Here is a 23,594-nt window from a genome sequence, read left to right as displayed (position 1 = left end):
CGTACGGCCCGTGCGCTGCCATCCGAAGGGGGCCCGGAGCCCGGTACCACCGCCGGGGGGAGGCCCGCCGGGTGAGGCCGCGATCAACGGTCCTGCTGGGGCCCGACTACTCCGGAAAGTCCTCGGTGCTGGAGCGGCTCGCCGAGCGGGGGACCTGGACGGTCGTCTCGTACGACGAGGCCCTGCTGGACCCGGTGTACTCGCTCATCGGCAGGGTGCGCGACGAATTCCTGACGGAGGCGCTGCGCGCGCCCGCGGGACGTTACTCCTCGGATCTCTTTCTCACCCTGGTGCAGATCGCGGCGGTGCACCTTCGTGACCGGGTGGCGGACGCCCCGCCGGACCGGCCGGTGATCGTGGACTCCTACCACTACAAGCTCCTGGCCAAGTGCTCCCTCCTCGGCCACGACAACCCGTCGCTGCTCTCCTGGTGGCGGTCCTTCCCGCCGCCCGACCAGGTCGTCTACCTCGATGTGGAGCCCGCCGTCGCCTGGGAGCGAAGCGGCTGGGGGGCGGACGCGAATCCGATGGAGCACTACGGCGAGAAGCCCACCGAGGAGTCGTTCACACGCTTTCAGGCCGATCTGGGCGATGTGATGAGGAAGGAGCTGGCCGGGCTGAACGTCATCACCCTCGGCCAGTCCGATGGTGTCGAGGAGTCCGTGGAACTCGTGGAGAAGGCAGTGAGGAACGGTGCACATGGCTGAGGCGGCGGAGACGGCCGACGCGGCGGGCGGGACGTTCTCCGCCTACCGGAGCAGGGTGTTCGGCGAGCGCGACCGGCTGTGGGCGGCGCTGGACAACGCGCGGGAATCCCAGGACGACGCGCTGCGCGGCATGCTGCGCGAGAACGCGGACACCGAGTTCGGCAGGGCGCACGGCTTCTCCCGCTGCGGCGGCGTGGACGAGTACCGCGCGGCGGTCCCCATCGCCGACTACGCCTCGCTCGCCCCCTGGATCGAGTCGGCCGCCGCCGGGGCGCGGAACGTACTCAGCGCGGATCCCGCCGTGGTCTTCTTCAAGAGCAGCGGCAGCACCGGGGACAGCAAACAGATCCCGATCACCCGGCAGTTCATGCGCACGTCCTTCTTCCCCTTCTACTACGCGGCGTGGGCCAACTTCGTCGAACACTTCCCGGAGGCCGTCCACCGCGCGGACGCCACGCTCAACCTCAAACACGACCCGGCCCCCGCGGTCGGCACCACCCGTTCCGGACAGCCGCATCTGGGCGCCAGCCAGGTCGACTTCGGCCAGGCGTTCGGCGAACCCCTCGCGGCGGAGCCGGGCAGCCGGGCTCCCTGGGGCACCCTGCCGGACTTCGTGGACCCCGCGGACCACCTTCAGCGCGGCTATGTACGGCTGCGCGCCGCGATCGAGCACGATGTGCGGTGCGTCATCGGTATCAACCCGGCGATGGTCGCCGCCGTGCCGCACCAACTCGTCCAGTGGTGGCCCCGGTTGGTCAAGGACCTGTACGACGGCACGATCGACGGCCACCCCGGCTCCACCCCCGACCCCGGCCGCGCCCGCCTGCTGGAGAGGTCGGCGGAGCGCGCGGGAGGGCTGCTGCCCACGCATGTCTGGCCCCGGATGCAGTTGCTGTTCTGCTGGACCACCGGCCTGGCCTCGCTCTATCTGCCACGGCTGCGGGAGGCGTTCGGCCCCCGGGTCACCGCGCTGCCCGCCCCGGTGGCGGCGTCGGAAGGCTTCGTGGCCGTCGCCCTCGACCGCCATCTGACGGCCGGATCACCGGCGATCACCGGCGGGCTGCTGGAGTTCGTCGACGCCGACGAGGACCTCCGGCCCGACTCCGCCACTCAGCTCTTCCACGAACTGGAGACCGGTCGCGAGTACCACGCCGTCATCAGCCACGTCGGCGGCCTGTACCGGTACGCGCTCGGTGATGTGGTGCGGGTGGTCGACCGGGTCGGGGACATCCCGCGGGTCGAGTACGCCGGCCGGCGCACCCTCTCGGACGCCGTCGGCGAGCGGCTGCGCGAGTCCCATGTGGTGACCGCCCTGCGCACGGCGCTCGCGTCCACCGGGCTCGAGGTGCGCAACGCCACCTGCCGGGTGGTCGACGCCCCGGCGACGCGGACCGGTGGGGACCCGGCGGGCGCGGGGCCAGCGCAAGGTGCCGTGCGGCCGCGCTACGCCTTCGCGCTGGAGCCGTTCCTGCCCTGGTCGGACCGGGAGACCGCGGCCTTGGGACGTGCGGTCGACGCGGCGCTGAGCGCCGCCGCCCCCGGCTACCGGTCGGCGCGTGGGACGGGCCGGCTCGACGCCCCCGAGATCCACCGCGTGGCGCCGGACGCCTTCGCCCGCGACTGGCAGCACAGGGTCGCCGCCGGAACCCGTCCGGCCCAGGTCAAGGACCGGGTCTTCCAGCAGGACGACGCCGCCTGGCAGCGCCTGCTCGGCAGCTGAGGCGTATCTGCGGCCGCCTGCCCGGCCCTCTTCACCAACCTCGTACAAGGAGCACCCACGTGGCACCATTGGACGCGATCGCCCGGACGTCCCTGCTGACGGCGGCGCTGCGCGCCGAGGAGACCCGGCGACCGGACCGGCTCTACGAGGACCCCTTGGCCGCCCGGCTCGTGGGCGCCCTCGGAGGCGATCTGCTCGGCCAGGTCGTCGATGCGAGCGGGCCGCGTGACACCGATCCCGGACAGGGCGATCCCGGACGACACGTTTCCGTGCGGAAGGTGCCGAGCACCGTCGATTTCAACGCGATCCGGACCCGGTACTTCGACGACTATCTGCTCACCCAGGTGAGGGACGGCGGATATCCCCAGGTGGTCATGGTGGCCGCGGGCATGGACACCCGCGCCCACCGGTTGCCCTGGCCCCGGGCGATCGAGCTCTTCGAACTGGATCGTCCGGGTGTCCTGGAGGCGAAGGAGTCGGCCCTCGGCGACGAGCCGGTGCACCAGCGGGTCACCAGGCGTCCGATCGGCGTCGACCTCCTCGGCCCGGACTGGATGGACGCCCTCGTCATGGCCGGTTACCGGCCGGAAGAGCCCTCCCTGTGGCTGCTCGAAGGACTGCTGTACTACCTCACCGATGACGAGACCCGGCGGCTTCTCTCCCGTCTCGCGGACCTGACGGCCCCCGGCAGCCGGATAGCCGCGGACATGGTCAGCGCCACCACCCTGACGGCCCCCGCCGTCGCGCCGCTGCTCGACGTCTTCGAACGCCAGGGCTGTCCCTGGCTGTCCGGACACGACGAGCCGGAGGCGCTCTTCGCCGAGTACGGCATCGAGGCGGAAGCGGTGCAGCCGGGCGAGGAATCCGCGCACTACGGACGGTGGCCCGACCCCGTCCATCCGCGCCATGTCCCGGATGTCGAGCGGGTGTTCCTCGTCCACGGCGTGCGGAAGTGAGCATGGCCACGCCCCGACGGTCCACCACCGGACCGCACGACGGCACCGGTCCGGTGGCGGTGGACGGTTCCCCGCGCCGTCCCAGGGTGCTGATCGCCCCGGTGACCGTGACCCCCACCAAGGCGCTGGGCCTCAGCCACCTCAAGGGCCTGCTGTGGGTGGACGTCATGTACCGCGCCACCCGATCGCTGGCCGATGTCGACTACCTCTACAACCACACCGCCTTCAACATCACCCGCCAGACCGCGGGCTTCTGGGAGTACCTGGACCGCGCCTGCCCGGACATCGACCCGTCCCGGTGCACGGAGGACGATGCCGGCCGTCTCTACACCGCCTTCCAGGCGCAGCCGTCGCCACCGCCGGAAGAGGCGCTTCAGCCGTACGTCCGCGCGGTCGAGGAGACCGGCTGGACGCATCCGGTGAGCCGGCGCCTGCTGGAGATCTGGCGCGGCCACTATGACTGGCTGGGGCTGTACGATCCGGGCATCACCCGCACCATGCCGCCCAGGATGGGGCTCGAGGAGGTGGTCGAGTACCTCGCCAAGCGCGGTCTGTGCCTGGACGCCCGCTGCGACGGAGGCCCCGTCTATCTCGATGCCACCGCCCAGGGCCTGCCGCTGCGCGCCGTCACCTCGGCCACCGGCCACCCGAACTACCTGGGCTGCGCGCTGCGTGACCTGGTGCCGATGCTCGAGCAGTACGACGAGATCGTTCTTGTTCACGACCTCGAGCTGACCGAGGACTACATCCTCCTCCAGAAGGTCTTCGGCGCGCTCGGCGCCGACACCTATCGCCTCGGTCTCGGCAGAGTGCCGCTCGACGGCATCGTGCGCTCCAGCCGCCATGGAGTCGACCACCGCCACACGGTCGCCGGGCTCGCGGACGAGTTCGGCACCTGCGGATCCACGGACGCCGTCCGCCTCGGCATGCGCCTGTACTTCATCGCGGCTCTCGGCAAGGGCTGCGGTCAGTCGTTCCGCATGGACCTGCTGCGCGAATTCATCGACCGTGCCGGGAAACTGCTCGCCAGGGACGACGCTCCCGACGCACCGGACGTGGCGGCGTTTCTGCGGCGGAACACCGGCGGCCGGGCATTCGTCGACGCTTATCGCCTCACCTCCGCGCTCCTCGGAAGACATCGTCGAGTTCCGCTGAGGGCCCTCATCTCCGCTCTCCACGGCTGAAATTCCTGACCCGGAACACTAGGTTTTCTGCCGGTGTTTTGGTTTGAGTCATGGTTTAGCCTTATTGAGGCCACGCTGCGGAGAGCGTGGTGAGGTCTACTCGACGTCCGAATGAGGTAGTTGTGGACTTCGCGCTTCTCGGGCCTCTCGTCATCAACGTCGAGGGCCGTCAGCTGACCGTTCCGGCGGCGCGGCAGCGCGTTCTTCTTGCCGCGCTGCTGCTCAACGCCAACCGCGTCGTGTCCGCCGACCGCCTCTCGCACTTTCTGTGGGACGGATCTCCGCCGTCCAGTGCCTCGGCCACCCTGCGTACCTATGTGATGCGGCTGAGACAGGTGCTCGGACCCCAGGCGGGCCGGCGGATCGTGACCCGTTCCCCGGGATATCTCATCGAACTGGGCGAGCGCGAAAGCGATCTCGGCCGGTTCGTCGCGCACCGCCGGGCGGGCGAATCCGCCATCGCCTCCGGCGACCTGGCCTCCGGCGCCGAGGAACTGAACCGGGCACTGTCGCTGTGGCGGGACGAACCACTGCTGGACATCGCCTCGTCCACCCTGTGCGACGTCGAGGTGCGCCACCTCCAGGAGCTGCGCAGACAGACCGTCGGCAAGTGGATCGACGCCGAGCTGGAACTCGGCCGGCACCACCGCATGCTTCCCGAACTGTGGCGGCTGGTCCTCCAGAACCCGCTGGACGAACCGATGGCGGCCCGCCTGATGCTGGCCCTGTCCCGATCGGGTCAGCAGGCGGAGGCGCTCCAGGTCTTCCAGCGCAGCCGTGCCCTGCTGATCGACCAGTTGGGCGCCGAACCCGGGCCCGAGCTGAGGCGCATGCAGCAGCAGGTGCTGAGGGACGACGAGCCGCGGCCCTCCGCCGGGCACGACAGGCGCCTGAGCGCCGCCCGGCCCTCCCGGAGCCGACCGCGGCCGGCGCAGCTGCCGGTCGCGCCCACGGCCTTCGCCGGCCGGGCCGACGAGGCCGCGGCTCTCCGTTCCCTGGTGTGCTCCCCGGTGTCGGACCCCGGCGGTGCGGTGATCGTGGCCCTCACCGGCGGGCCCGGCGTCGGCAAGAGCGCACTGGCCCTGCACCTGGCCCATGGCCTGCGCGACACGTTCGAGGACGGCCAGCTCTTCGCCGAACTGCGGGACGCGGACGGGCGGCCGGTCTCTCCCGCCGATGTACTGGCCCGGTTCCTGACCGACCTGGGGCTGCGCCGATCGGCCGTTCCGCACAGCCTGGTCGAACGGACGCATCTGTACCGGACATTGATGGCCGACCGCAGGATGCTCGTCGTCCTCGACGACGCCCAGGACGCCGCCCAGGTCCGCAGCCTGATCCCGGGAAGCGGCGACAGCCGGCTGATCATCACCAGCCGCGGCCACCTCGCGGATCTGGAGGGGGCGTACACCTTCACGGTGCGGCCGCTCCCCGAGGCCGCCTCACTGGAGTTGCTGGGTGGCGTCGTCGGTCATCAGCGCGTGCGGGAGGAGCCGTTCGCGGCCCGGCGCATAGCCTCCGTCTGCGCCGGGCTGCCGCTGGCGCTCCGGATAGCCGGCGCGCGCTGTCTGGCCCGGGAGCAGTGGTCGCTCGACGACATGGCCGAACGGCTCACCTCATCCGGCCGATTACTCGACGAGTTACGTGTCGGCGATCTCACCGTGGGCACCGGGCTGCGCTCCCAGTACGCCGCGCTGCGCGCCCGCTCCGCCCACCCCGGCCCTCCGGCGGACCCGGCCCCCGACGCCGCCTTCCGCGCCCTGGGTGTCCTGGGCGCCGCCGATGTCACCCCCGAGCCGGTGGCCGTCATGCTGAACTGCCGGGTCCACCAGGCCCAGGACACCCTGGAACGGCTGGTCGACGCCCGGCTGCTGACCTCCCCGAGCCCCGGCCGGTACCACCTCGACGACCTGGTGCGGGCGCTGGCCCGGGAGGTGGCCGAGGCCGAGGAGCCACCGGTCGGCCGCGCCGTTCTCCGCGAGCTGCTGACCTGGTACGGCTGGGTCTGCGAGCGGTTCAACCCCGATGTGGGGCCCGGCACCCGGCCGCCGTCGTCGCGCACCGGCCGCACGCTCCCCGCCGTCGACGGCGACGAGTCCGCCGCACGCTGGCTGGCCCGGCAGCGGGACTCCATCGTGGCCGCGGTGCTCGCGGGACGGCGCAGCGGGGTGGGTCACACCGCCGACCTGCTCGTCGCGGTCCTCGCCGATCTGAGGTCCGTCGAGGGCCTTCTCCCTGGTCTGGAAGCCGTTCTCGACAGCATCCTGAGCCGTGTCGGCGCCCGGACCGGACCCACGACGCGCGCTTTCCCCGAGAGCCATTTCTGGCGGCTTCACGGCCCTGTTTCGCACCCCTGACGTCGTACCGACGCGGGTTGGGCCAAGATGAGCGGATGATCTACCCAGCCGATATAGACCGGTCGACTGCGGATCAGACACGGCTGTTACTGGTCGAGGACGACCGGGAAACCGCAGACATGCTGGCCGAACTGTTCAATTCAGAGGGTTACGACGTCGATGTGGCATTCGATGGCCAACGGGGGCTTCATCTCGCTCTGGGACGACGACATCAGGTGATGGTCATCGACCGGATGATTCCGGGCATCGAGGGCCTGGACCTGGTGAAACGATTACGAAGGGTCGGTGTCACCACCCGGGTGCTGGTGCTGAGCGCGCTGGGGGCACTCGACGAGCGTGTCACCGGCCTCGACTCCGGCGCGGACGACTATCTGGTCAAGCCCTTCGAAGTGGACGAACTCCTGGCGAGGGTACGGGCGCTGCACCGCCGCGACCTCGTCGCCGCGGAAGTCCTTCCGCTCGGCAACGGAGAGCTCGACCTCCGGCGCCGCGAGGTGCGCCTGGCCGACGGCACGGGCGTCGAACTCTCCCTGCGGGAATTCGGACTGCTCCATGCCCTCGCCGAAGGCCCCAGGATGGTGCACGAGCGTGCGCACCTCCGCGAGCGTGTCTTCCCCGACACCTCGGCCGAGTCCATCGTCGACACCTATGTCTACTACCTGCGGCGGAAACTCGGCCGCGATGTCGTCCGCACCGTGCGCGGACGCGGCTACCAGCTGGGGGCGCTGTGAAAGCGATGCCGATCCGTCTTCCGCGCCGCAGGGCGCGGAGCCCCGAGCAGCGCAGGCTCGCCGCCGCCCAGTGGACGATCACCTGGCGGATCTCGCTGGTGATGTCGGTGATCATGCTGATCGTCGGGGGCATCGTCTACACCGTGGTGCTGTTCGCCCAGCGCGCCGACGCGGAGCGCGAGACCCAGTGGGGCATCGACCACAACACCGTCGAGAGCCCGCCGGTCTGTGTGTGGATGACCGTGGAGCGGGGCGGAGTGGTCAGCAGCACCCCCGGCACCCCCGCCGGACTGCCCGTGAGATCCAGCCTGGCCGCGGTCCGCGCGGGCGCTCCCGCGGTGCTGGAACGGGTGGAGCGAGGCGGTGAGCAGTACACGGTGCGCACCGCCCGGCGTGGCCCGGAGCTCGTCCAGGCGGCGTACGGGGAACGGTTCCAGCGCGCCGACCGCAACCATCTGCTGCTCGCCTTCGCGGCGGCCGAGGCGGTCGGTCTGCTGCTCGTCGCGGCCGCCAGCGGCATGCTCGCGCGACGGTCGATGGAGCCGCTCTCCGACGCGCTGGACCGGCAGCGGCGGTTCGTCGCGGACGCCAGCCATGAACTGCGCACCCCGCTGACCCAGTTGCACACCCGCGCCCAGCTGCTGGCCCGGCGCTCCGGCTCGGAGATCCCCCAGCAGCTGGCCACCGACCTCCAGCGCCTGGTGACCGGCACCCGCCAGCTCGGCGACGTCATCGACGACCTGCTGCTGTCCGCGCGGCTGCCCCAGTCGCCGGGGTCCCGCGATCCGGTCGACCTGACCGCGCTCGCCGAGGAGGCGGTGTCCGCCGAGGACGCCCGGGCCCAGGAGATGGGGCTGACCGTGCGTCTGCGGCCCGGGCCTGGGCGGCATGTGGTGGTGGGCACCGCGCCGGCCCTGCGCCGGGTGATCGCCGCGCTGGTCGACAACGCGATGGGGCACACCCCGCCCGGCGGGGAGGTGACGGTGTCCGTGGACGCCCCGCTTCCCGGCACCGTGTCGCTGTCCGTACGCGACACCGGCGTGGGGTTCGCGCCGGAGGAGGCCGCGCGCCTCTTCGAGCGGTTCGCCAGGGGCTCCGCCGGTCGCGGCAGACGGTTCGGGCTCGGACTGGCGCTCGCCCGCGAGGTGGTCGAAAGCCACGGGGGGCGGATCACCGCGGACGGGCGACCGGGGCACGGTGCGCTGTTCACCGTGGAGCTGCCGGCGGCGCGGACCGGGGAGGCGGTTCCGCGGGAGCGGACGATCGCGTCGTGCCTCTCCGTCGGAGGCAGACGGCCCGACGCCCGGGGGGACTGAGCCGGCCGGGTCCGCGGCCGGGCTCACGAGGCGTACGGCCGGCGCCAGTCGAGCGCGCCGCCGTCGAGGTCCTCGGCGAGCCCGGCCAGCGGCGACTCGGCGTCCCACACCAGCCGCGTCCGGCGCCACAGCCGGCCGTTCGCCAGCCGTTTCAACGAGACCCCCGGGCAGTGGTCGCCCGGTGCGAAGAAGGCCCCGATCGCGTTCCCGGCGCTCACGATGGCCGCCGCGGTCGTCGGGTCGGCGCCGAAGTACCGGAACCGAGGGGTGAACCCCGCACGCTCGCAGGCGATCCTCAGGCTCAGGCCGAGCCCGTCGGAGCGGTCGCCCGGCGCGACCCAGGTGTCCTCGGCCAGCTCCTCGAGGGTGATCAGCTGCCGGTGGGCCAGCCGGTGGCCGGGGGACAGACCGATCAGCACCGGTTCGGTGTCGAGGTCGCGGACGGCGAACTCGCGGATCGCGGGCGGCACGACGTCCGGGAACTCGCTGATGACCGCGAGCGCGATCTTCTCGGTGCGCAGCAGCTCCAGCACGGCCTGGGACGAGGGCTCCAGATAGGTCAGCTGTTCATGATGGGGCAGCCGCTCCCGGACGAGCTCGGCGATCAGCGGCACCCAGGGGTTGTCCACTCCGCCCAGTCCGACGGCCCGCGGTGGTTCGGCCGGCTGGGCCAGCGCCCGCGCCGTGGAGAGCAGATCGCCGAACTCGTCGAGCAGCTGTCGGGCCCTCCCCAGCACATGGACGCCGAGCTCGGTCGGCACCACGCCGTGCGGGCGGCGGCGGAACAGCGGTCCGCCGAATTCCTGCTCAATGCGTCTGAGCTGGGTGGACAGGCCGGATTGGGCGATCTTCAAGGTGGCGGCCGCATGGCTGATACTGCCCGATTCAGCCACGGTGAGCACGATTCGAAGATGGCGCAGCCCCATATCCACTTCCTGCTCCCGTCGTTGAAGGTCGCGGCCGGAAATATCCGATGACGAGGACGGCACCGGCGAGGGACAGCAGCGCCGTCCACGCGGCGGTGACGTACATGGCGTGCAGATAGGCCCGGTCCGCGGCGGCGATGAGCTCGGGCCGGTTCAGCGACCGCGCCACCGCCCGGGCGGCCTCCGCGGAGTCCAGGGCCTTCTCCCGTGGCCCGGGAGGCAGATCGCCGAGCTCGGGCCGGATGGCCCCGCGATAGGCGGTGGCGAGGACCGAGCCGAGCACCGCGACCCCGAGCGTGCTGCCCACCGGCCGGGCCGCGGCGTTGATCGCCGCGCCGGCCCCGGTGTACCGCGGCGGCAGGGCGGCCATCATCTCCGCCGTCATCGGCGCGACCACCAGCCCGATACCCGCTCCTTGCGCGAACAGGGTCCCGGCGATCCAGGCCACCGGGGTGTCCGCGTCGAAGAGCAGGTAGTCGCCGAAGGTGGCGCTCGACAGGAGTATCCCCGCGACCGCGCACCAGCGGACGGTCAGCAGCCGGGACAGCGCGGGGGAGACCTGGTTGCCGAGGACGATGCCGCCCGCGGCGGCCGACATCACGGCCCCGGCGGCCAGCGTCGACAGCCCGTGCACCCCCTGGAGATAGAAGGCGCAGTAGAAGAGCTGCCCCGCCAGGCCGAAGAAGAGCAGCAGCAGGGTCACGCTGCCGCCTGCGAAGCGCGCCTCGGTGAACAGGCGCACATCGAAACCCGGCACGGCCCGGCGGCTCTGCGACACCACGAACGCCGCCAGCAGGACGAGGCCGAGCGCCATGGGCAGCAGCGCGGCCGGGCTCGTCCATCCGGACGGGCGGCCGCCCCGGATGACGCCGTACACCACAAGGCCCAGCCCCAGCACGGAGAGCGCCAGGCCCAGCGGGTCGAGCACCCTGCGCTCGGCGTAGCGCAGCTCGGGCACCAGCAGACCCGCGCCGATCAGGCACACGGCCACCACCGGAAGGTTGACCAGGAACACCGAGCCCCACCAGAACCGGGTCAGCAGCGCACCGCCGACCACCGGTCCGAGCGCGACGGCGGCGCCGCCCGCGGAGGCCCAGACCGCGATCGCCCGGGTCCGGACGGCCGGCGCGGTACCGCGGGTGACGATCGCCAGCGTCGCCGGTGTGATCAGCGCCCCGCCCGCGCCCATGAAACCGCGGGTGACGATCAGCTCCGTGGCCCCGTCCGAGAACGCGGCCAGCGCGGAGGCGCAGGCCAGGAGCGTCAGCCCGGCGATCAGCGTGCGGCGCGGCCCGTAGCGGTCGGCGAGCGCGCCACCGGCGAAGCTGCCCGCGGCGAAGACCAGCGAGTACGAGGCGTTGGCCCACGCCAGGTCCGCCGCGCTCGCCCCGAGCCCGTGCACCGGATCGGCGAGGGTCTCCATCGCCACGTTGAGGACCGTGTTGTCCAGCAGGACCAGCGTCTGGGCCAGGACCGCGACGGCCACGGTCCACCACTGCCGGGCGGGGGCCGCCACGGCATGGCCCTCGTCCCCGGCCGCGGTCGGCGCGGCGGGCCGGTGGCTCACGACTCCAGCGCTCGTCTGCCCGCGACAACGGTCCGGGTGAGTTCCGCGACCCGGTGCCCGAGATGTTCCGCGGTGGCGAGGTCGGACTTGTGCACCGTCCCCGTTCTGTCGTCCACCGGGGACTGCGCGGCGGCGCCCTGGTAGAAACCGAGCCGGTTCGGGTCGAACTCGCTGCCGGCGGAGGAGTTCCAGCCGGGGGCCAGCCCGAGGCTGACCCAGAGCATGCCGTGCTGTGCGGCGAAGGTGGCGAAATAGCCCAGGGTGCCGGCCTTGTCCCCGGCCATCGAACCGGAGTTGGTGAATCCCGCCGCCAGTTTGTCCTGCCAGCGGCGGGTGAGCCAGCGTCTGGCGCTCGCCTCCGCGAAGGTGTGGAAGGCCGATGAGGCCGTACCCATATAGGTCGGCGCACCGAAGACGATCGCGTCGGCGTCGTCGAGCCGATGCCATTCCTGATCGGTGATCCGGTCGACCCGGACGGATGTCACCTCGGTGTGCGGAACCCGGCTCGCTCCGGCTTCTACGGCCTCGCTCAGCCGGGCGGTGTGACCACGTCCGCCGTGACAGGCGATCGAGATGCGTACCGGGTCGGTCAGGGCGGTCAAACCAGCCTCCTGGAAAACGCGGTTTCGGCTCCGGCGGAATAGCCGTCGGACAGCCTGTCAGAGCAATCTCAGAAATTCCTCAGAGTCGCATAACCGCAGAGTTATGGAGATTCGATATCCGCCCGCTATTGCATAACCGTGCCATTCTGTCTCCGCAATCCTCTGCGTGGTTCGCCCCTTGGGAGAGGTGTGCCTGGCACATGACCGATATTGGTAAATCATTCCGGATGCGGAGGCTCTCGGTCGCGGGGGACGGAAGATATCTTTTCGTCCCGCTCGACCACAGTGTGTCCGATGGGCCGGTGGTGTCCCAGGCCCGCTGGAACGGGCTGCTGAGGGCCCTTGTGGACGGCGGCGCGGACGCGGTCGTCGTCCACAAGGGCCGGGCGCGGGCGATCGCACCGGACATCCTGCGCCACTGCGCCCTGGTCGTTCACCTGAGCGCGGGAACCGTGCACGCGGCCGACACCGACGCCAAGGTGCTCGTCGGCGACGTCGAAGAGGCCGTACGGCTGGGCGCGGACGCGGTGAGCGTGCATGTGAATCTCGGATCGGACACCGAGCACCGGCAGCTCAAGGATCTCGGGACCGTCGCGGCCTCGTGCGACCTGTGGAACATGCCGCTGCTCGCGATGATCTACCCGAGGGGGCCGCGGATCGCCGATCCGCACGACCCGGCGCTGCTCGCCCATGCCGTCAACATCGCCGCGGATCTCGGCGCCGACCTCGTGAAGACCTCGATCGCCCTGCCGATGGAGCGGATGGCCGAGGTGGTGAACAGCTGTCCGCTGCCGATCCTCGCCGCGGGCGGCCCGCCCGACGGCTCGGACCTGGTCAGCCATGGGACCTCGTTGATGCTCGCGGGCTGCCGGGGCCTCGCGGTGGGCCGCCGGATCTTCTCCTCGCCCTCACCCTCCTCACTGGTGGCACGACTCGCCGCCGTGGTGCACGCCGCCGAAGCCGGGACGACCCCCCACCCCTCGACGATCGCGACAGGAGCCGCATGAAGTTCGCATGGATCGACCTCCGCACCGTTCCGCAGGCCCGGCTCGAGTCCGTCGTGGACGCCGCCATCCACACCCGGATGCAGGGTGTGCTGTGCGATGACGAATCCGTCCTCAAGGCGCTGCCCCCCACGGTCACCGCCGTCACCACCGCGGCGGTGACCGAGGAGAAGCAGCTGTACGGCCTCGACGCCGACGCGGCCTGGGTCGATGTGCACGACGAACCGTCGCTGCGGCTGGCGTGCGCCGCCGCGGTCGCGCTGCCCCACACCGTGGTCCGCTTCGCCGACCCGACCAAGATCCCCCTGGAGATCGTGCTCGCCGCGGCGGACCGCTCCGCCGGAAAGCTGATCACCGTCTGCGCGGACCTGGAAGAGGCCGCCACCGTGCTGGACGTGCTCGAACGCGGTTCGGACGGGGTCCTGTTGGCGCCCTCCGACGCCGGCGAGGTGTTCGCGCTGGCCCGGCTGCTGGAGGCCGGGACCTCTCCGCTGGAGCTGACCACGCTGACCGTCGACCGCATCGAGCACCACGGGCTCGGCGACCGGGTGTGCGTGGACACCTGCACCCACTTCGCCGAGGACGAGGGCATCCTGGTCGGCTCGTACTCGACCGGCTTCATCCTGTGCTGTAGCGAGACCCATCCGCTGCCGTACATGCCGACCCGTCCGTTCCGGGTCAACGCCGGCGCCCTGCACTCCTATGTGCTCGGCCCGGAGAACCGGACCAACTACCTGAGCGAGCTGGGCTCGGGCAGCACGACCCTGGCCGTCAACGCCGAGGGCCGGACCCGGCCGGTCACGGTCGGCCGGGCCAAGCTGGAGTCCCGTCCGCTGCTGACCATCACCGCGCGGTCGGCCGACGGCACCGTGGTGAGCCTGACCGTCCAGGACGACTGGCATGTGCGGGTGCTCGGGCCCGGCGGCAAGGTCCACAACGTCACCGAGCTGCGGCAGGGCGACGAGCTGCTCGGCTACCTGGCCACGGATCAGCGCCATGTGGGCTTTCCCATCGGCGAGTTCTGCAAGGAACACTGATGAGCGCACCGATGCGGGAGCTCATCGACACGCTGTTCGACGCCCATCCCGACGACCTGCCCTACCTCGTCCACGGCGACCACCCGGTGAGCCGTGGCGAGGTCCGGGCCGCCGTGGACATGGAGGCGGCGGTCTTCGCCGGGCACGGCATCGGCGAGGGGCATACGGTGATGCTCCAGATCCCGCCGAGCTGCACCCAGATAGAGGTGCTGCTCGCGCTGTGGCGGCTGGGCGCCCAGGTGCTGCTGGTCGACCACCGGCTCAAACCGTCCGAAGTGGACGCCCTGCGCTCGCTGTGCCATCCGCAGTTCCTGGTCCACGCGGGCACGGCGGGCCGCTCACCGCTCAGGTTCGAGCCCAGGTACGAGGTGGTCACCTCCCGGTACCCGGACGGCCGCCCGGCGACGACCGAGCACAAACTGGTGCAGTTCAGCTCGGGTTCCACCGGGCTGCCCAAGGTGATCGGACGGACCGCCGCCTCCCTGTCGGCCGAGATCGAGCGGTTCACCCGGATCGAGGGGATGCCGGTCCTGGGCGAGCGGATGCTGCTGCTGAGCTCGACCGCGCACAGTTTCGGCCTGATCGCCGGGGTGCTGCACTCCCTCGCCGCGGGCGTCTCGGCGGTCTTCGCGCGGCGGGTGTCGGCCAAGGACATCCTCGCCGCCGCCGGGGGCCACGACGTCCACGTGATCTTCGGTACCCCGTTCCACTACGAACTGCTCAGCACCGCCCGCAGCCTGCCCGCCCTGCCCTCGCTGCGCGCGGCGGTCTCCGGTGGGGAGATCATGCCGCCGCAGACCGCCGCGCGGTTCGCCGAGCGGTTCGGCACCGGGGTCGGCGAGTCGTACGGGACCACCGAGACGGGCGTCATCGCGATGGAGGTCAGCGGCGCCTCGCGGCCCGCGGTCGGCCGGGCGGCGCCCGGTGTGCGCTTGAGGATCCGCGAGGGCGAGCTGGACGTCTGGCTGCCGGACGGCTCACCGTATCTGCACGACTCGGGCGGCGACCGGTTCGCCGACGGCTGGCTGCGCACCCACGACCGGGCCGAACTGGATCCCTCCGGCGCCGTGCGGCTGCTGGGCCGTGGCGACTCCCTGGTGGTCATCGGCGGCCTCAAGGTCGATCTGACCGAGGTGGAGGCCGTACTGCGCCGGCACCCCGGGGTGAGCGGGGCCGTGGTCGTACACGCCGGAGCCACCGAAGCCTATGTCTCGGTCGCGGCGGACGGCCCCTCGGCGGGGGAGTTGCTGCGCTGGTGCCGGGACCGGCTGGCCGACTACAAGGTGCCGCGCGTCGTCCACGTCCTGGCGGATCTGCCCCGCACCTCCAACGGCAAGCTGGTCAGGCGCCGCGATGCGCTGCTCGCCCGCGCTCCCGACCGCTGACCCGGCTGACCGCCCCTTGCCGACCACCCCCCAACGACCCCTGTGGCACAGAAAGGTTGCGCACCATGGAGACGCAGACGGCCTTGCAGAAGGAGATCCGCGAGTTCGTGCTCAGCACGATCAGCGAGGAGATGAACCATCCGCTCGCCGCGGACGAGATCAGCGATGACAGCCCCATGGGCACCGGTGGAATCGACATCGACTCACTGGGCCTGATCGAACTGCTCCTCCGCCTGGAGCGCCGGTTCGACGTGAAGTTCCCCGACAGCGACATCGAACAGGCCGGCGCGATGAACCTGGGCGACCTGATCAACGATGTCGTGAAGCGGGGCGCCACGGCATGACCGCGGAATCCGAAGCCCGGCCGAGGATCACCACCGACGCCGTCCGGGAACTGCTGTCCGACCCCAAGATCTTCGCCGATCTGCCGCCCGGCCTGGACGACGACGCCGAACTCGCCCTGGACTCGCTGGGACTGGTGTGGTTCCTGCACCAACTGGAGCTGCGCTACGGCCTGGAGATCGAGCCGGCCGACGCGTTCCTCGCCGAGTTCACCTCGATCCGCCGGATCACCGACTACCTGGTGGACGTCCATGAGCCGTGAGGTACTGCTGACCGGATTCGGGGTGCGCACGGCCTTCGGCACCGGGGCGGACGCCGTGCGGGAGGGGGTGTTCGACGGGCGGCCCGCGTTCGCGCCGATCACCCGCTTCGACACCGGCCCGTACCGAACGGGTCTGGCCGCCACCGGCGGCCCGGCCGCCCCGCTGCGGGAGGTACTGGCCGACGTAGGCGGGGCGGCGGTCGCCATGGCCGGGTTGCCGACGGGGGCCGAGGCCGCCGTCCTGGTGGGGACCGCGGGCGACTTCACCGGCCTGACCCGCTTCTGGCGCGGCGCGGACGTGCCCGGCGCGTCCGGCGCATCTGGCGCTCCCGGGTTTTCCGGGGCAGCCGACTCTCCCGGGTCTCCCGGCTCTTCCGACTCTCCCGGCTCTTCCGACGCGGTGGACTCCGGCGGCGCCGTGGAGACCGTACCCGCGTGGCAGGCCGAGGCCCTCGCGGACACCCTCGGTCTGCGCGGCCCCCGGCTGGCGTTCACCAGCGCGTGCGTCGCCTCGGCCACCGCGATCACACACGCCTGCCGGCTCATCGCCTCCGGCCGGGCCGACACCGCGGTCTGTGCCGGGGCGTATCTGGTGGAGGAGGAGAACCTGGCCAAGTTCGACTCGGGATTCGCGCTGTCCCGGGACGGGATGGTGCGTCCGTTCTGCGCCGACCGCAGCGGTCTGCTGCTCGGGGACGGAGCCGCCGCCGTCGTGCTCGAATCCGCCGGGAGCGCCCGGCGCCGGGGAGCGCGCGCGCTCGGCGCGCTGACCGGCTGGGGCGCCGCCGGTGACGCCCACCACGTCGCCCGGCCCCATCCGGAGGGTGCCGGGCTGGTCATGGCCGCCGGCCGGGCCCTGCGGCGTGCGGGCGGCCCGCGGATCGACTACGTGAACGCGCATGGCACCGCCACCCGGTACAACGACCCCGCCGAGACACGGGGCTTGCACACGCTCCTCGGCGCGGCGGCCGCCCGGACGCCGGTGAGTTCGACGAAGAGCACCACGGGACATCTGCTGGAGGCGTCCGGAGTCGTGGAACTCGTGATCACTCTGCTCGCGCTGCGGGACGGGGTGCTGCCGCCCACCGCCGGGTTCACCGAACCCGATTCGCACTGCGACCTCGACTATGTGCCCAACCGCCCGCACAAGGCCGAGCTCCGGTGCGCGCTCACCGTCAACGCCGCGTTCGGCGGCGCCAACACCGCGCTGGTACTGGAGCGAGCATGATCGCCGCGATGTCCGGTCCCTCCGCGCCACCGGTCTCCGGTTTCGTGGAGTCCGCCTTCAACCCGATGGTGTACGAGGCCGTCGAGCGCTGCCTGACCGCCCGGCCGGGCGACGGCGATCGGACCGCCATGGTCCTGGCCAGCACGATGGGGGACGCCGCCACCCTCGACCTCGGCAGCCGTCTGCTGGTGGCCGGGCAGGTGCACAATCCGCTGCTGTTCATGCAGTCCACCGCCAACGCAGTGCTGGGGCAGCTCGGCCGCGAGTTCGCCATCACCGGGCCGCTGGTCTGCCTGTCCACCGTGGCGGACCCGGCCGGTGAACTGCTGGCCGCCGCGGAACTGCTGCTGGAGGACGAGGAGCTGGACCGCGTCGTGCTCATCGGGGTCGAGCTGACCGGCACCGAGCGCACCACGGCGGCGTACCGCGAGCTTCGTACCGGCCCGCCCGCCGCGGACCTGGCCGTGGCCCTCGTACTGGACCGGGACGATCCGCTCCCGCGCCCGCCGTCCGACATCCCGCCCGCCCCCTCGGGGGAGTACGGCACCCTTCGCGGCCTGGTCGAGCTGGCCGCCCGAATCCAAGGAACCACTCCATGATCACCAAACAGGAACGCGCGCGGATCAGCGAGGACGCCACCCTGGGAGCCGGGAACGTGATCCACCGGCTGAAGGCGTACGGCAGACCGCTCGACGAGCAGGTCCTGTGGACCGACGCCACCTGGCAGGCGCCGGACGGCGGCCACCCCGAGGTGCTGACCCTGGGAGAGCTGCACGAGGCCGTGGAGATCTATGCGAGCTGGTACCACGCACAGGGCGTCGGGCCCCGCGACCCGGTGGCGATCCAGACCTGGTCCAGCACCGAGTTCGCCATCAACTTCCTCGCCCTCACCTCCCTGGGCGCGATCCCCTCGTTCGTCAACGGCAACCTCCGCCCGGAGATCGCCCGCGAGTACGTACGGCGCCAGGGCGCGGTCGGCGCCATCACCGACCAGGCCCACCACGCGGTCCTGGCCCCGGACCGGGAAGAACTGGGCCTCGGCTTCTGCGTCACGGCGGCCGACATCCGCGCGGAGAACCGCGCACCTCTCCCCGCCAGCTACCCGTACGCCCACCACGCCACCGACCCCATCATCATCTCCCACTCCTCGGGCACCACCGGTATGCCCAAGGCCGTACCGCACACCCACGAAACCCTGCTGTACGCGCAGTTGCACCGGCTGAAGCTGTCGGTCGGCTCCGCGATGGGCCGGCTGCTGGTCGCGCTGCCCGGCTCGCACAACGCCGCCATCTCGGTCATGCTGTTCGGCTTCCTGCTGCGCTCGCCCGTCCGCATGCTGTCCAGCCAGCGAGGGGTCGACGTCCTGGACGCCATGGAGTCCTTCCGCCCCACCACGGTGTTCGCGTTCGCCGGAACCTACGGGGAGATGGCGGCCCAGGATCTCTCCGTGCGCGATCTGTCCAGCGTGGAGGCCTGGTACAACACCGGGGACGCGGCGCACGAGAGCCATATCAAGGCGCTGATCGCGCAGGGCAGCCATGAGACGGTCGGCCAGGACCTGAAGCGCCGCCGCGTCTCCGGGTCCGTCTTCACCGACGGGCTCGGCTCCTCCGAGACCGGCTACTCGCTCTTCCACAACGGACACCGGCCCGGCAAGTCGTCGTTCTCCCGCTGTGTCGGCAAACCGATGAGCTTCGCCGAGGCCGCGGTGCTCTCCGAGGACGGCACACCGCTGCCGCCCGGCGAGATCGGCCGCCTCGGTGTGCGCTCACCCACGCTCACCCCCGGATACTGGAACGACTCGCTGACCTTCCACCGGCTGCGGCTCGGTGGCTACTGGCTCACCGGCGATCTGTCCTACCGGGACGAGGAAGGCAACTTCTACCACCTCGACCGGGCGCCGGACGCGATCCGCACCCCCGCGGGCATCGTGTTCAGCACCCGCACCGAGGAGTTGCTGCTGCGCGAGCTGCCCGAGCTCGAGGACTGCACGGTGGTGGCCGTCGCGCCCGAGGGCGTACGCGCGGACTGGGACGGCGACGGGACCGCCGACGCCTACGCCCTGCTTCAGGTGCGCGCGGACACGTCGGAGACGGCGGACACCGGGGACACAGGGGACACGGGCGGGGACGACGCCCGATGGACGGCCGACGTCAACCGGGTGCTGGCCGCCGAAGGCTTCCCGCAGCTGACCGGAGCGCTCCGGATGGACGCGAGCGAAGTGGTGAAGGGAGCCACCGGCAAGGTGCTCAAGCGGGAGATGCGCGAGCGGTTCCGGGCCCGGGTGGCCGACGGTCAGCTGGACGGGAAGGCGCGATGACGGCACTCGACCACACGAGCCACGGCACGGGCCCCCGTCCGAGGACCATGGATGTGTACCGGCAGTGGTGGCTGCACGACGCGCGCTGGTACCAGGGCGTGGCGAAGCGGTTCGGGCACGAGGTGGCGAATGAGATCAACGCCGAGGCGCTGCGGTATGTGGCCGTCCAGGTGGGCAAGCGGATCCGTCGCCACTTCGGTGGAAAACCGGCCGCCGACCTCGAGGAACTCCGCCGCCGGTACGACGCCTGCTCCGAGTGGATGTTCCCGAACGAACTGCGCGACGGCGGGACCGCGGTGCTCCCGGACGGCGATATCGAGCTCACCATGCGGCAGAACTTCGCCGTGACCATGGTCCGGATGGCCGGTTCGCTCGACGGCTACGAATGCCCGTGCACCGACATCCACGCCGGCTGGTCGGAGGGGCTCGGGGTAGAACTCACCCGCAACTGCGCCACCGCGTGTCTGCGGGACGGCGATCCCGCGTGCCGTCTGCTGATGCGGGCCCGGGGAGGCGTGGCATGACGGTGCGAGTGCTTGTCGCCGGGGCCACCGGGGTGATCGGCCGCGCCCTGGTCCCGCTGCTCAGCGCCCGCGGCCACCATGTGACCGCGCTGGTACGGGAGCCGTCCGGGGCGGCCTCGCTGAGCCCGGACGGCGTCGTGGTGGCCGACGCGCTGGACGCCGAGGCGGTGCGCGCGGCGATGCTCTCGGCGCGGCCCGAGGTGGTGGTGCATCAGCTGACCGCGCTGCGCGGGCCCACCGCGGAGGGCCTGGAGCACACCGCCCGGCTGCGCACCGAGGGCACGGCACATCTGATCGCCGCGGCCGAGGCGGCCGGAGCGCGGCGGATGGTGGCCCAGAGCATCGCGTTCGCCACGGCCCCCGACGGCGGGCCGGTGCTCACCGAGGACGCACCGCTCCATGTCGACGCACCGGATCCGGGCTGGGCGCTCACCGCCCGCGCGATCGCCGAATTGGAGCGCCGGGTACTGGGCGCCGCGCACCTCTCCGGGACCGTGCTGCGCTACGGCACCCTGTACGGTCCTGGCACCCTCTACCACCGCGGCGGCGCGATCCACGACGCGGTGGCACGGGGCAGGCTGCCGCTGCCCGACCCCGCCACCGGCGTCACCTCGTTCCTCCATGTCGAGGACGCCGCGCGGGCCGCGGTCCGTGCCGTCGAGGCGGATACCGACGGCGTGTTCAACGTGGCCGATGACGACCCGGCGGAGGCCGCGGTCTGGCTGCCCGAATACGCCCGACTGCTCGGAGCGCCCCCGCCCCGTACGGTGCCGGCCGCTCTGGCCGAGCGGCTGCTGGGCTGGCTCACCGCCCACCAGCTGACCGCCATGCGCGGCGCGTCCAACGACCGCATCCGGCAGGCGCTCGACTGGAAGCCCTCGATACCCAGCTGGCGGACCCGCCTGGCCGCCGACTGACCGGCCGCGCGCTGGGGTCCGCCACCACTCCTTCACTCTGCCGAGGTCAACAGCGGACCGCGGGGTGAGATGCGCGGTGTGCCCGGCGGCCGTCCACCGTTTCGCATGGTGGTCACTGCTTGACCAGTGCACGAACGCCGGTGTTGGGTGACGCCCATGGCCTCCACACTTTTGGTGCACCGCCACCACGTCGACCTCGGTCGAGTGGCGAGCGCGCAGTGTTGTTGAGGCATTGACGGCTGCCCGCCGGGGCGCCTTCTCCCAGCTGTTTCTTCGCGTGTGATCCGTCTGCCCGTACGGGTGCCGCACTCCCGTGCGCCTTTGGGGCATGACGGCACGTCAACTCGTTCGCGTCGGTTCCGAAGAGCCCGCGCACCTCATGAGGAAACCACTGTGACCGACACCTGTCATCGGGAGCCGCGCCAAGCCCCCGCCGCCGTACCCGCCCCCGCGCTCGCCACGGACGGGCCCGTCCGCTGGGTGGCCCTGGGCTGGGACGACCCGGCGGCCGCCGAGCTGCGGGCGCTGATGGACGCGGAGATCAAGCCCCGCTACGCAGCCTTCGGGCCGCGTCCGCATCTGCCGCCCCAGCCCACCGCCGACGAGGTGGCCGTCACCTGGATCGCCTTCACCGGCTCCGGCGAACCCGTGGCCACCGCCTCGCTGCGCGCGCTGCCCGGCGACCGGTGGGAGGTCAAGCGCGTCTTCGTCCGTGCCGACCACCGCGGCCGCGGGCTGGCCGCGGCGGCCCTGGCCGCCGTCGAGGCGTCCGCGGCCGAACGGGGCGTGGCGGAGCTGATGTTGCAGACGGGTGTCCGGCAGCCGGAGGCCGCCGCCCTCTACGCACGCGAGGGCTGGTACCGCATCCCGCCGTATCCGCCCTACTCCCGCGACCCGTACAGCGTCTGCTTCGCCAAGTGGCTGCCCGGCGCACTTTTGCCGGGCTGGTCATAGGTGGCGGGGAATATGGCCCGGCCCCGTCTGGGTTGGCGATTGCGTGAGGTCACCGGCCTCACGTAGCGTTCCGAGCTATCAGCGAGGGCTCGAAGGCCCGTCGGACACGGGAACGGACATGGGAACGGGAGGCGATGGTGTCGCGGCCGATGATCTGCCCGCCCGCGCCTGCTCCGGCCCTCCGCGGGGGTGTCCGCCTGTACTCCCGGCACCACATCGACCTGCTGCGCGTCGCCGGCGCGCTCTGTCGCCGCTGACCTGATCACCTCGAGGACACCGCGCCCTCCCGATGAGGGGCGGTGATCACCCATGGCCGACCAGGGAGGCACCCTTCGTGTCCGAATCCTCATCCACACCGCTGCACCTCGCCGTCGCCCTTGACGGGGCGGGCTGGCATCCGGCCGCGTGGCGCGAGCCGCAGGCCCGCCCCCGGGAGCTGTTCGACGCCGCGTACTGGACCGATGTCGTCACCGAGGCCGAGCGCGGGCTGCTCGACTTCGTGACCTTCGAGGACGGGCTCTCGCTCCAGTCATCACACCGCACCGAGCCCGACGGCCGCACCGACCAGGTGCGCGGGCGGCTGGACGCGGTGCTCATCGCCTCCCGGGTGGCGCCGCTGACCCGGCACATCGGGCTGGTGCCGACCGTCGTCGCCACCCACACCGAGCCGTTCCACATCTCCAAGGCGATCGCCACCCTGGACTACGTCAGCACCGGCCGCGCCGGGCTGCGGATCCGGGTGTCCAGGCGGAGCCACGAGGCGGAACACTTCGGCCGCCGCGCCATTCCACGCTTCGGCCCCGAGGAGCTGGACAGCCCGGTGGTCCGGGAGCTCACCGCCGAGCTCTTCGAGGAGGCCACCGACTACATCGAGGTGGTACGCCGCCTCTGGGACAGCTGGGAGGACGACGCCGAGATCCGGGACGTCGCCACCGGACGCTTCATCGACCGCGACAAGCTGCACTACATCGACTTCGAGGGCCGGCACTTCAGCGTCAAGGGCCCCTCGATCACCCCCAGGCCGCCCCAGGGACAGCCGGTCGTCAGCGCGCTGGCCCATCAGAGCGTGCCCTACCGGCTGGTGGCGACCTCCACCGACATCGGCTACCTCACCCCGCACGACACGGACCAGGCCCACGCCACCGTCGCCGAGATCCGCGCCGCCCAGGCAGCGGCGGGCCGGGCCGAGGAGCCCTTGCACCTCTTCGGCGACCTGGTGGTGTTCCTCGACGACGAACCGGGTGCCGCGGCCGCCCGGCTGGAGCGCCTGGACGCCCTCGCGGGCTACCCGTACACCAGCGACGCCAAGGTGTTCACCGGTACCCCCGCACAGCTCGCGGATCTGCTTCTGAGCTGGCAGCGGACCGGACTGTCGGGTTTCCGGCTGCGCCCCGGTGTGATCGGCCACGACCTCGAGGCGATCACCCGCGGCCTGGTGCCCGAACTCCAGCGCCGTGACGCCTTCCGCCGGTCCTACGAGGCCGACACCCTGCGCGGGCTGCTGGGCCTCGCCCGCCCCGCCAACCGCTACGCCACCGTCTGAGCCGGAGGGACCACC

At 71.8% G+C, this 23,594-nt stretch carries 23 protein-coding genes; 20 read left to right on the top strand and 3 right to left on the bottom strand.

All coding sequences use genetic code 11. The features are described from left to right. Positions 1-71: 71 nt before the first annotated feature. The 7 genes from ACT2CW_RS19205 to ACT2CW_RS19175 all read left to right on the top strand — a co-directional run bounded on the left by ACT2CW_RS19205 (position 72) and on the right by ACT2CW_RS19175 (position 8,968). Complete coding sequence (locus ACT2CW_RS19205) at positions 72-707, top strand: hypothetical protein (protein WP_164422699.1); 636 nt, start codon at positions 72-74, stop codon at positions 705-707. Next, positions 700-2,427, top strand: a complete 1,728-nt coding sequence (locus tag ACT2CW_RS19200; protein ID WP_182468314.1) for a GH3 family domain-containing protein — start codon at positions 700-702, stop codon at positions 2,425-2,427. Before ACT2CW_RS19205 ends, ACT2CW_RS19200 begins: the two co-directional genes overlap by 8 nt. Before the next feature lie 59 nt (positions 2,428-2,486). Continuing rightward, positions 2,487-3,383 (top strand): class I SAM-dependent methyltransferase, encoded by an 897-nt coding sequence (locus tag ACT2CW_RS19195; protein WP_445517511.1) that lies wholly within the window; start codon positions 2,487-2,489, stop codon positions 3,381-3,383. A gap of 2 nt (positions 3,384-3,385) precedes the next feature. Beyond that, entirely contained in the window at positions 3,386-4,567 is a 1,182-nt protein-coding gene (locus tag ACT2CW_RS19190; RefSeq protein WP_445517510.1) for a hypothetical protein, read from the top strand. A gap of 122 nt (positions 4,568-4,689) precedes the next feature. Further along, the gene (locus ACT2CW_RS19185; RefSeq protein WP_445517509.1) at positions 4,690-6,921 is read left to right on the top strand and encodes a BTAD domain-containing putative transcriptional regulator; all 2,232 of its coding nucleotides are present in this window, start codon (positions 4,690-4,692) and stop codon (positions 6,919-6,921) included. A gap of 35 nt (positions 6,922-6,956) precedes the next feature. Continuing rightward, on the top strand, positions 6,957-7,652 hold the full coding sequence (locus ACT2CW_RS19180; RefSeq protein ID WP_445517508.1) for a response regulator transcription factor: 696 nt from the start codon (positions 6,957-6,959) through the stop codon (positions 7,650-7,652). 5 nt (positions 7,653-7,657) lie between these two features. Further along, complete coding sequence (locus ACT2CW_RS19175) at positions 7,658-8,968, top strand: sensor histidine kinase (RefSeq protein WP_445517507.1); 1,311 nt, start codon at positions 7,658-7,660, stop codon at positions 8,966-8,968. A gap of 23 nt (positions 8,969-8,991) precedes the next feature. On the opposite strand, the gene ACT2CW_RS19170 is transcribed toward ACT2CW_RS19175, so the two are convergent. From ACT2CW_RS19170 to ACT2CW_RS19160, 3 genes are read right to left on the bottom strand one after another with little or no spacing between them, the layout of a single operon-like run. Then, positions 8,992-9,870, bottom strand: a complete 879-nt coding sequence (locus ACT2CW_RS19170) for a LysR family transcriptional regulator (protein ID WP_445517506.1) — start codon at positions 9,868-9,870, stop codon at positions 8,992-8,994. Then, the gene (locus ACT2CW_RS19165) at positions 9,854-11,461 is read right to left on the bottom strand and encodes an MFS transporter (protein WP_445517505.1); all 1,608 of its coding nucleotides are present in this window, start codon (positions 11,459-11,461) and stop codon (positions 9,854-9,856) included. The genes ACT2CW_RS19170 and ACT2CW_RS19165 overlap by 17 nt, the downstream gene beginning before the upstream one ends. Then, positions 11,458-12,054: a flavodoxin family protein gene (locus ACT2CW_RS19160; RefSeq protein WP_445517736.1), complete on the bottom strand. Its 597-nt coding sequence runs from the start codon at positions 12,052-12,054 to the stop codon at positions 11,458-11,460. The genes ACT2CW_RS19165 and ACT2CW_RS19160 overlap by 4 nt, the downstream gene beginning before the upstream one ends. Before the next feature lie 209 nt (positions 12,055-12,263). On the opposite strand from ACT2CW_RS19160, the gene ACT2CW_RS19155 reads away from it, so the two are divergent. From ACT2CW_RS19155 to ACT2CW_RS19095, 13 genes are all read left to right on the top strand, one after another. Next, positions 12,264-13,070: a 2-amino-3,7-dideoxy-D-threo-hept-6-ulosonate synthase gene (locus ACT2CW_RS19155; protein WP_164422713.1), complete on the top strand. Its 807-nt coding sequence runs from the start codon at positions 12,264-12,266 to the stop codon at positions 13,068-13,070. Beyond that, positions 13,067-14,104 (top strand): 3-dehydroquinate synthase II, encoded by a 1,038-nt coding sequence (locus ACT2CW_RS19150; RefSeq protein ID WP_330808131.1) that lies wholly within the window; start codon positions 13,067-13,069, stop codon positions 14,102-14,104. The genes ACT2CW_RS19155 and ACT2CW_RS19150 overlap by 4 nt, the downstream gene beginning before the upstream one ends. Next, positions 14,104-15,489: a class I adenylate-forming enzyme family protein gene (locus tag ACT2CW_RS19145; RefSeq protein WP_445517504.1), complete on the top strand. Its 1,386-nt coding sequence runs from the start codon at positions 14,104-14,106 to the stop codon at positions 15,487-15,489. The genes ACT2CW_RS19150 and ACT2CW_RS19145 overlap by 1 nt, the downstream gene beginning before the upstream one ends. Positions 15,490-15,554: 65 nt before the next feature. Beyond that, positions 15,555-15,833 carry a phosphopantetheine-binding protein gene (locus ACT2CW_RS19140; protein ID WP_037965528.1) on the top strand — a complete coding sequence of 93 codons (279 nt, stop codon included), beginning with the start codon at positions 15,555-15,557 and terminating at the stop codon, positions 15,831-15,833. Continuing rightward, entirely contained in the window at positions 15,830-16,093 is a 264-nt protein-coding gene (locus tag ACT2CW_RS19135; RefSeq protein WP_037965531.1) for a phosphopantetheine-binding protein, read from the top strand. The genes ACT2CW_RS19140 and ACT2CW_RS19135 overlap by 4 nt, the downstream gene beginning before the upstream one ends. Next, positions 16,083-17,321 carry a beta-ketoacyl-[acyl-carrier-protein] synthase family protein gene (locus ACT2CW_RS19130; protein ID WP_445517503.1) on the top strand — a complete coding sequence of 413 codons (1,239 nt, stop codon included), beginning with the start codon at positions 16,083-16,085 and terminating at the stop codon, positions 17,319-17,321. Before ACT2CW_RS19135 ends, ACT2CW_RS19130 begins: the two co-directional genes overlap by 11 nt. Positions 17,322-17,329: 8 nt before the next feature. Further along, the gene (locus ACT2CW_RS19125) at positions 17,330-17,920 is read left to right on the top strand and encodes a hypothetical protein (RefSeq protein ID WP_445517502.1); all 591 of its coding nucleotides are present in this window, start codon (positions 17,330-17,332) and stop codon (positions 17,918-17,920) included. Then, positions 17,917-19,641: an AMP-binding protein gene (locus ACT2CW_RS19120; RefSeq protein WP_445517501.1), complete on the top strand. Its 1,725-nt coding sequence runs from the start codon at positions 17,917-17,919 to the stop codon at positions 19,639-19,641. Before ACT2CW_RS19125 ends, ACT2CW_RS19120 begins: the two co-directional genes overlap by 4 nt. Then, positions 19,638-20,165, top strand: a complete 528-nt coding sequence (locus ACT2CW_RS19115) for a hypothetical protein (protein WP_445517500.1) — start codon at positions 19,638-19,640, stop codon at positions 20,163-20,165. The genes ACT2CW_RS19120 and ACT2CW_RS19115 overlap by 4 nt, the downstream gene beginning before the upstream one ends. Further along, positions 20,162-21,082, top strand: a complete 921-nt coding sequence (locus ACT2CW_RS19110; protein ID WP_445517499.1) for an NAD-dependent epimerase/dehydratase family protein — start codon at positions 20,162-20,164, stop codon at positions 21,080-21,082. The genes ACT2CW_RS19115 and ACT2CW_RS19110 overlap by 4 nt, the downstream gene beginning before the upstream one ends. A gap of 393 nt (positions 21,083-21,475) precedes the next feature. Then, positions 21,476-22,036: a GNAT family N-acetyltransferase gene (locus ACT2CW_RS19105; protein WP_445517498.1), complete on the top strand. Its 561-nt coding sequence runs from the start codon at positions 21,476-21,478 to the stop codon at positions 22,034-22,036. A gap of 134 nt (positions 22,037-22,170) precedes the next feature. Then, on the top strand, positions 22,171-22,293 hold the full coding sequence (locus tag ACT2CW_RS19100; RefSeq protein ID WP_414082842.1) for a putative leader peptide: 123 nt from the start codon (positions 22,171-22,173) through the stop codon (positions 22,291-22,293). A 32-nt stretch (positions 22,294-22,325) separates the two neighbouring features. Continuing rightward, a complete protein-coding gene (locus ACT2CW_RS19095) occupies positions 22,326-23,579 on the top strand; it encodes an LLM class flavin-dependent oxidoreductase (RefSeq protein ID WP_445517497.1) in 1,254 nt (417 codons plus the stop codon). Positions 23,580-23,594: the final 15 nt, after the last annotated feature.

The organism is Streptomyces sp. NEAU-174 (genome assembly GCF_052665095.1).
This window is presented reverse-complemented; position numbering and strand designations above follow the sequence as displayed.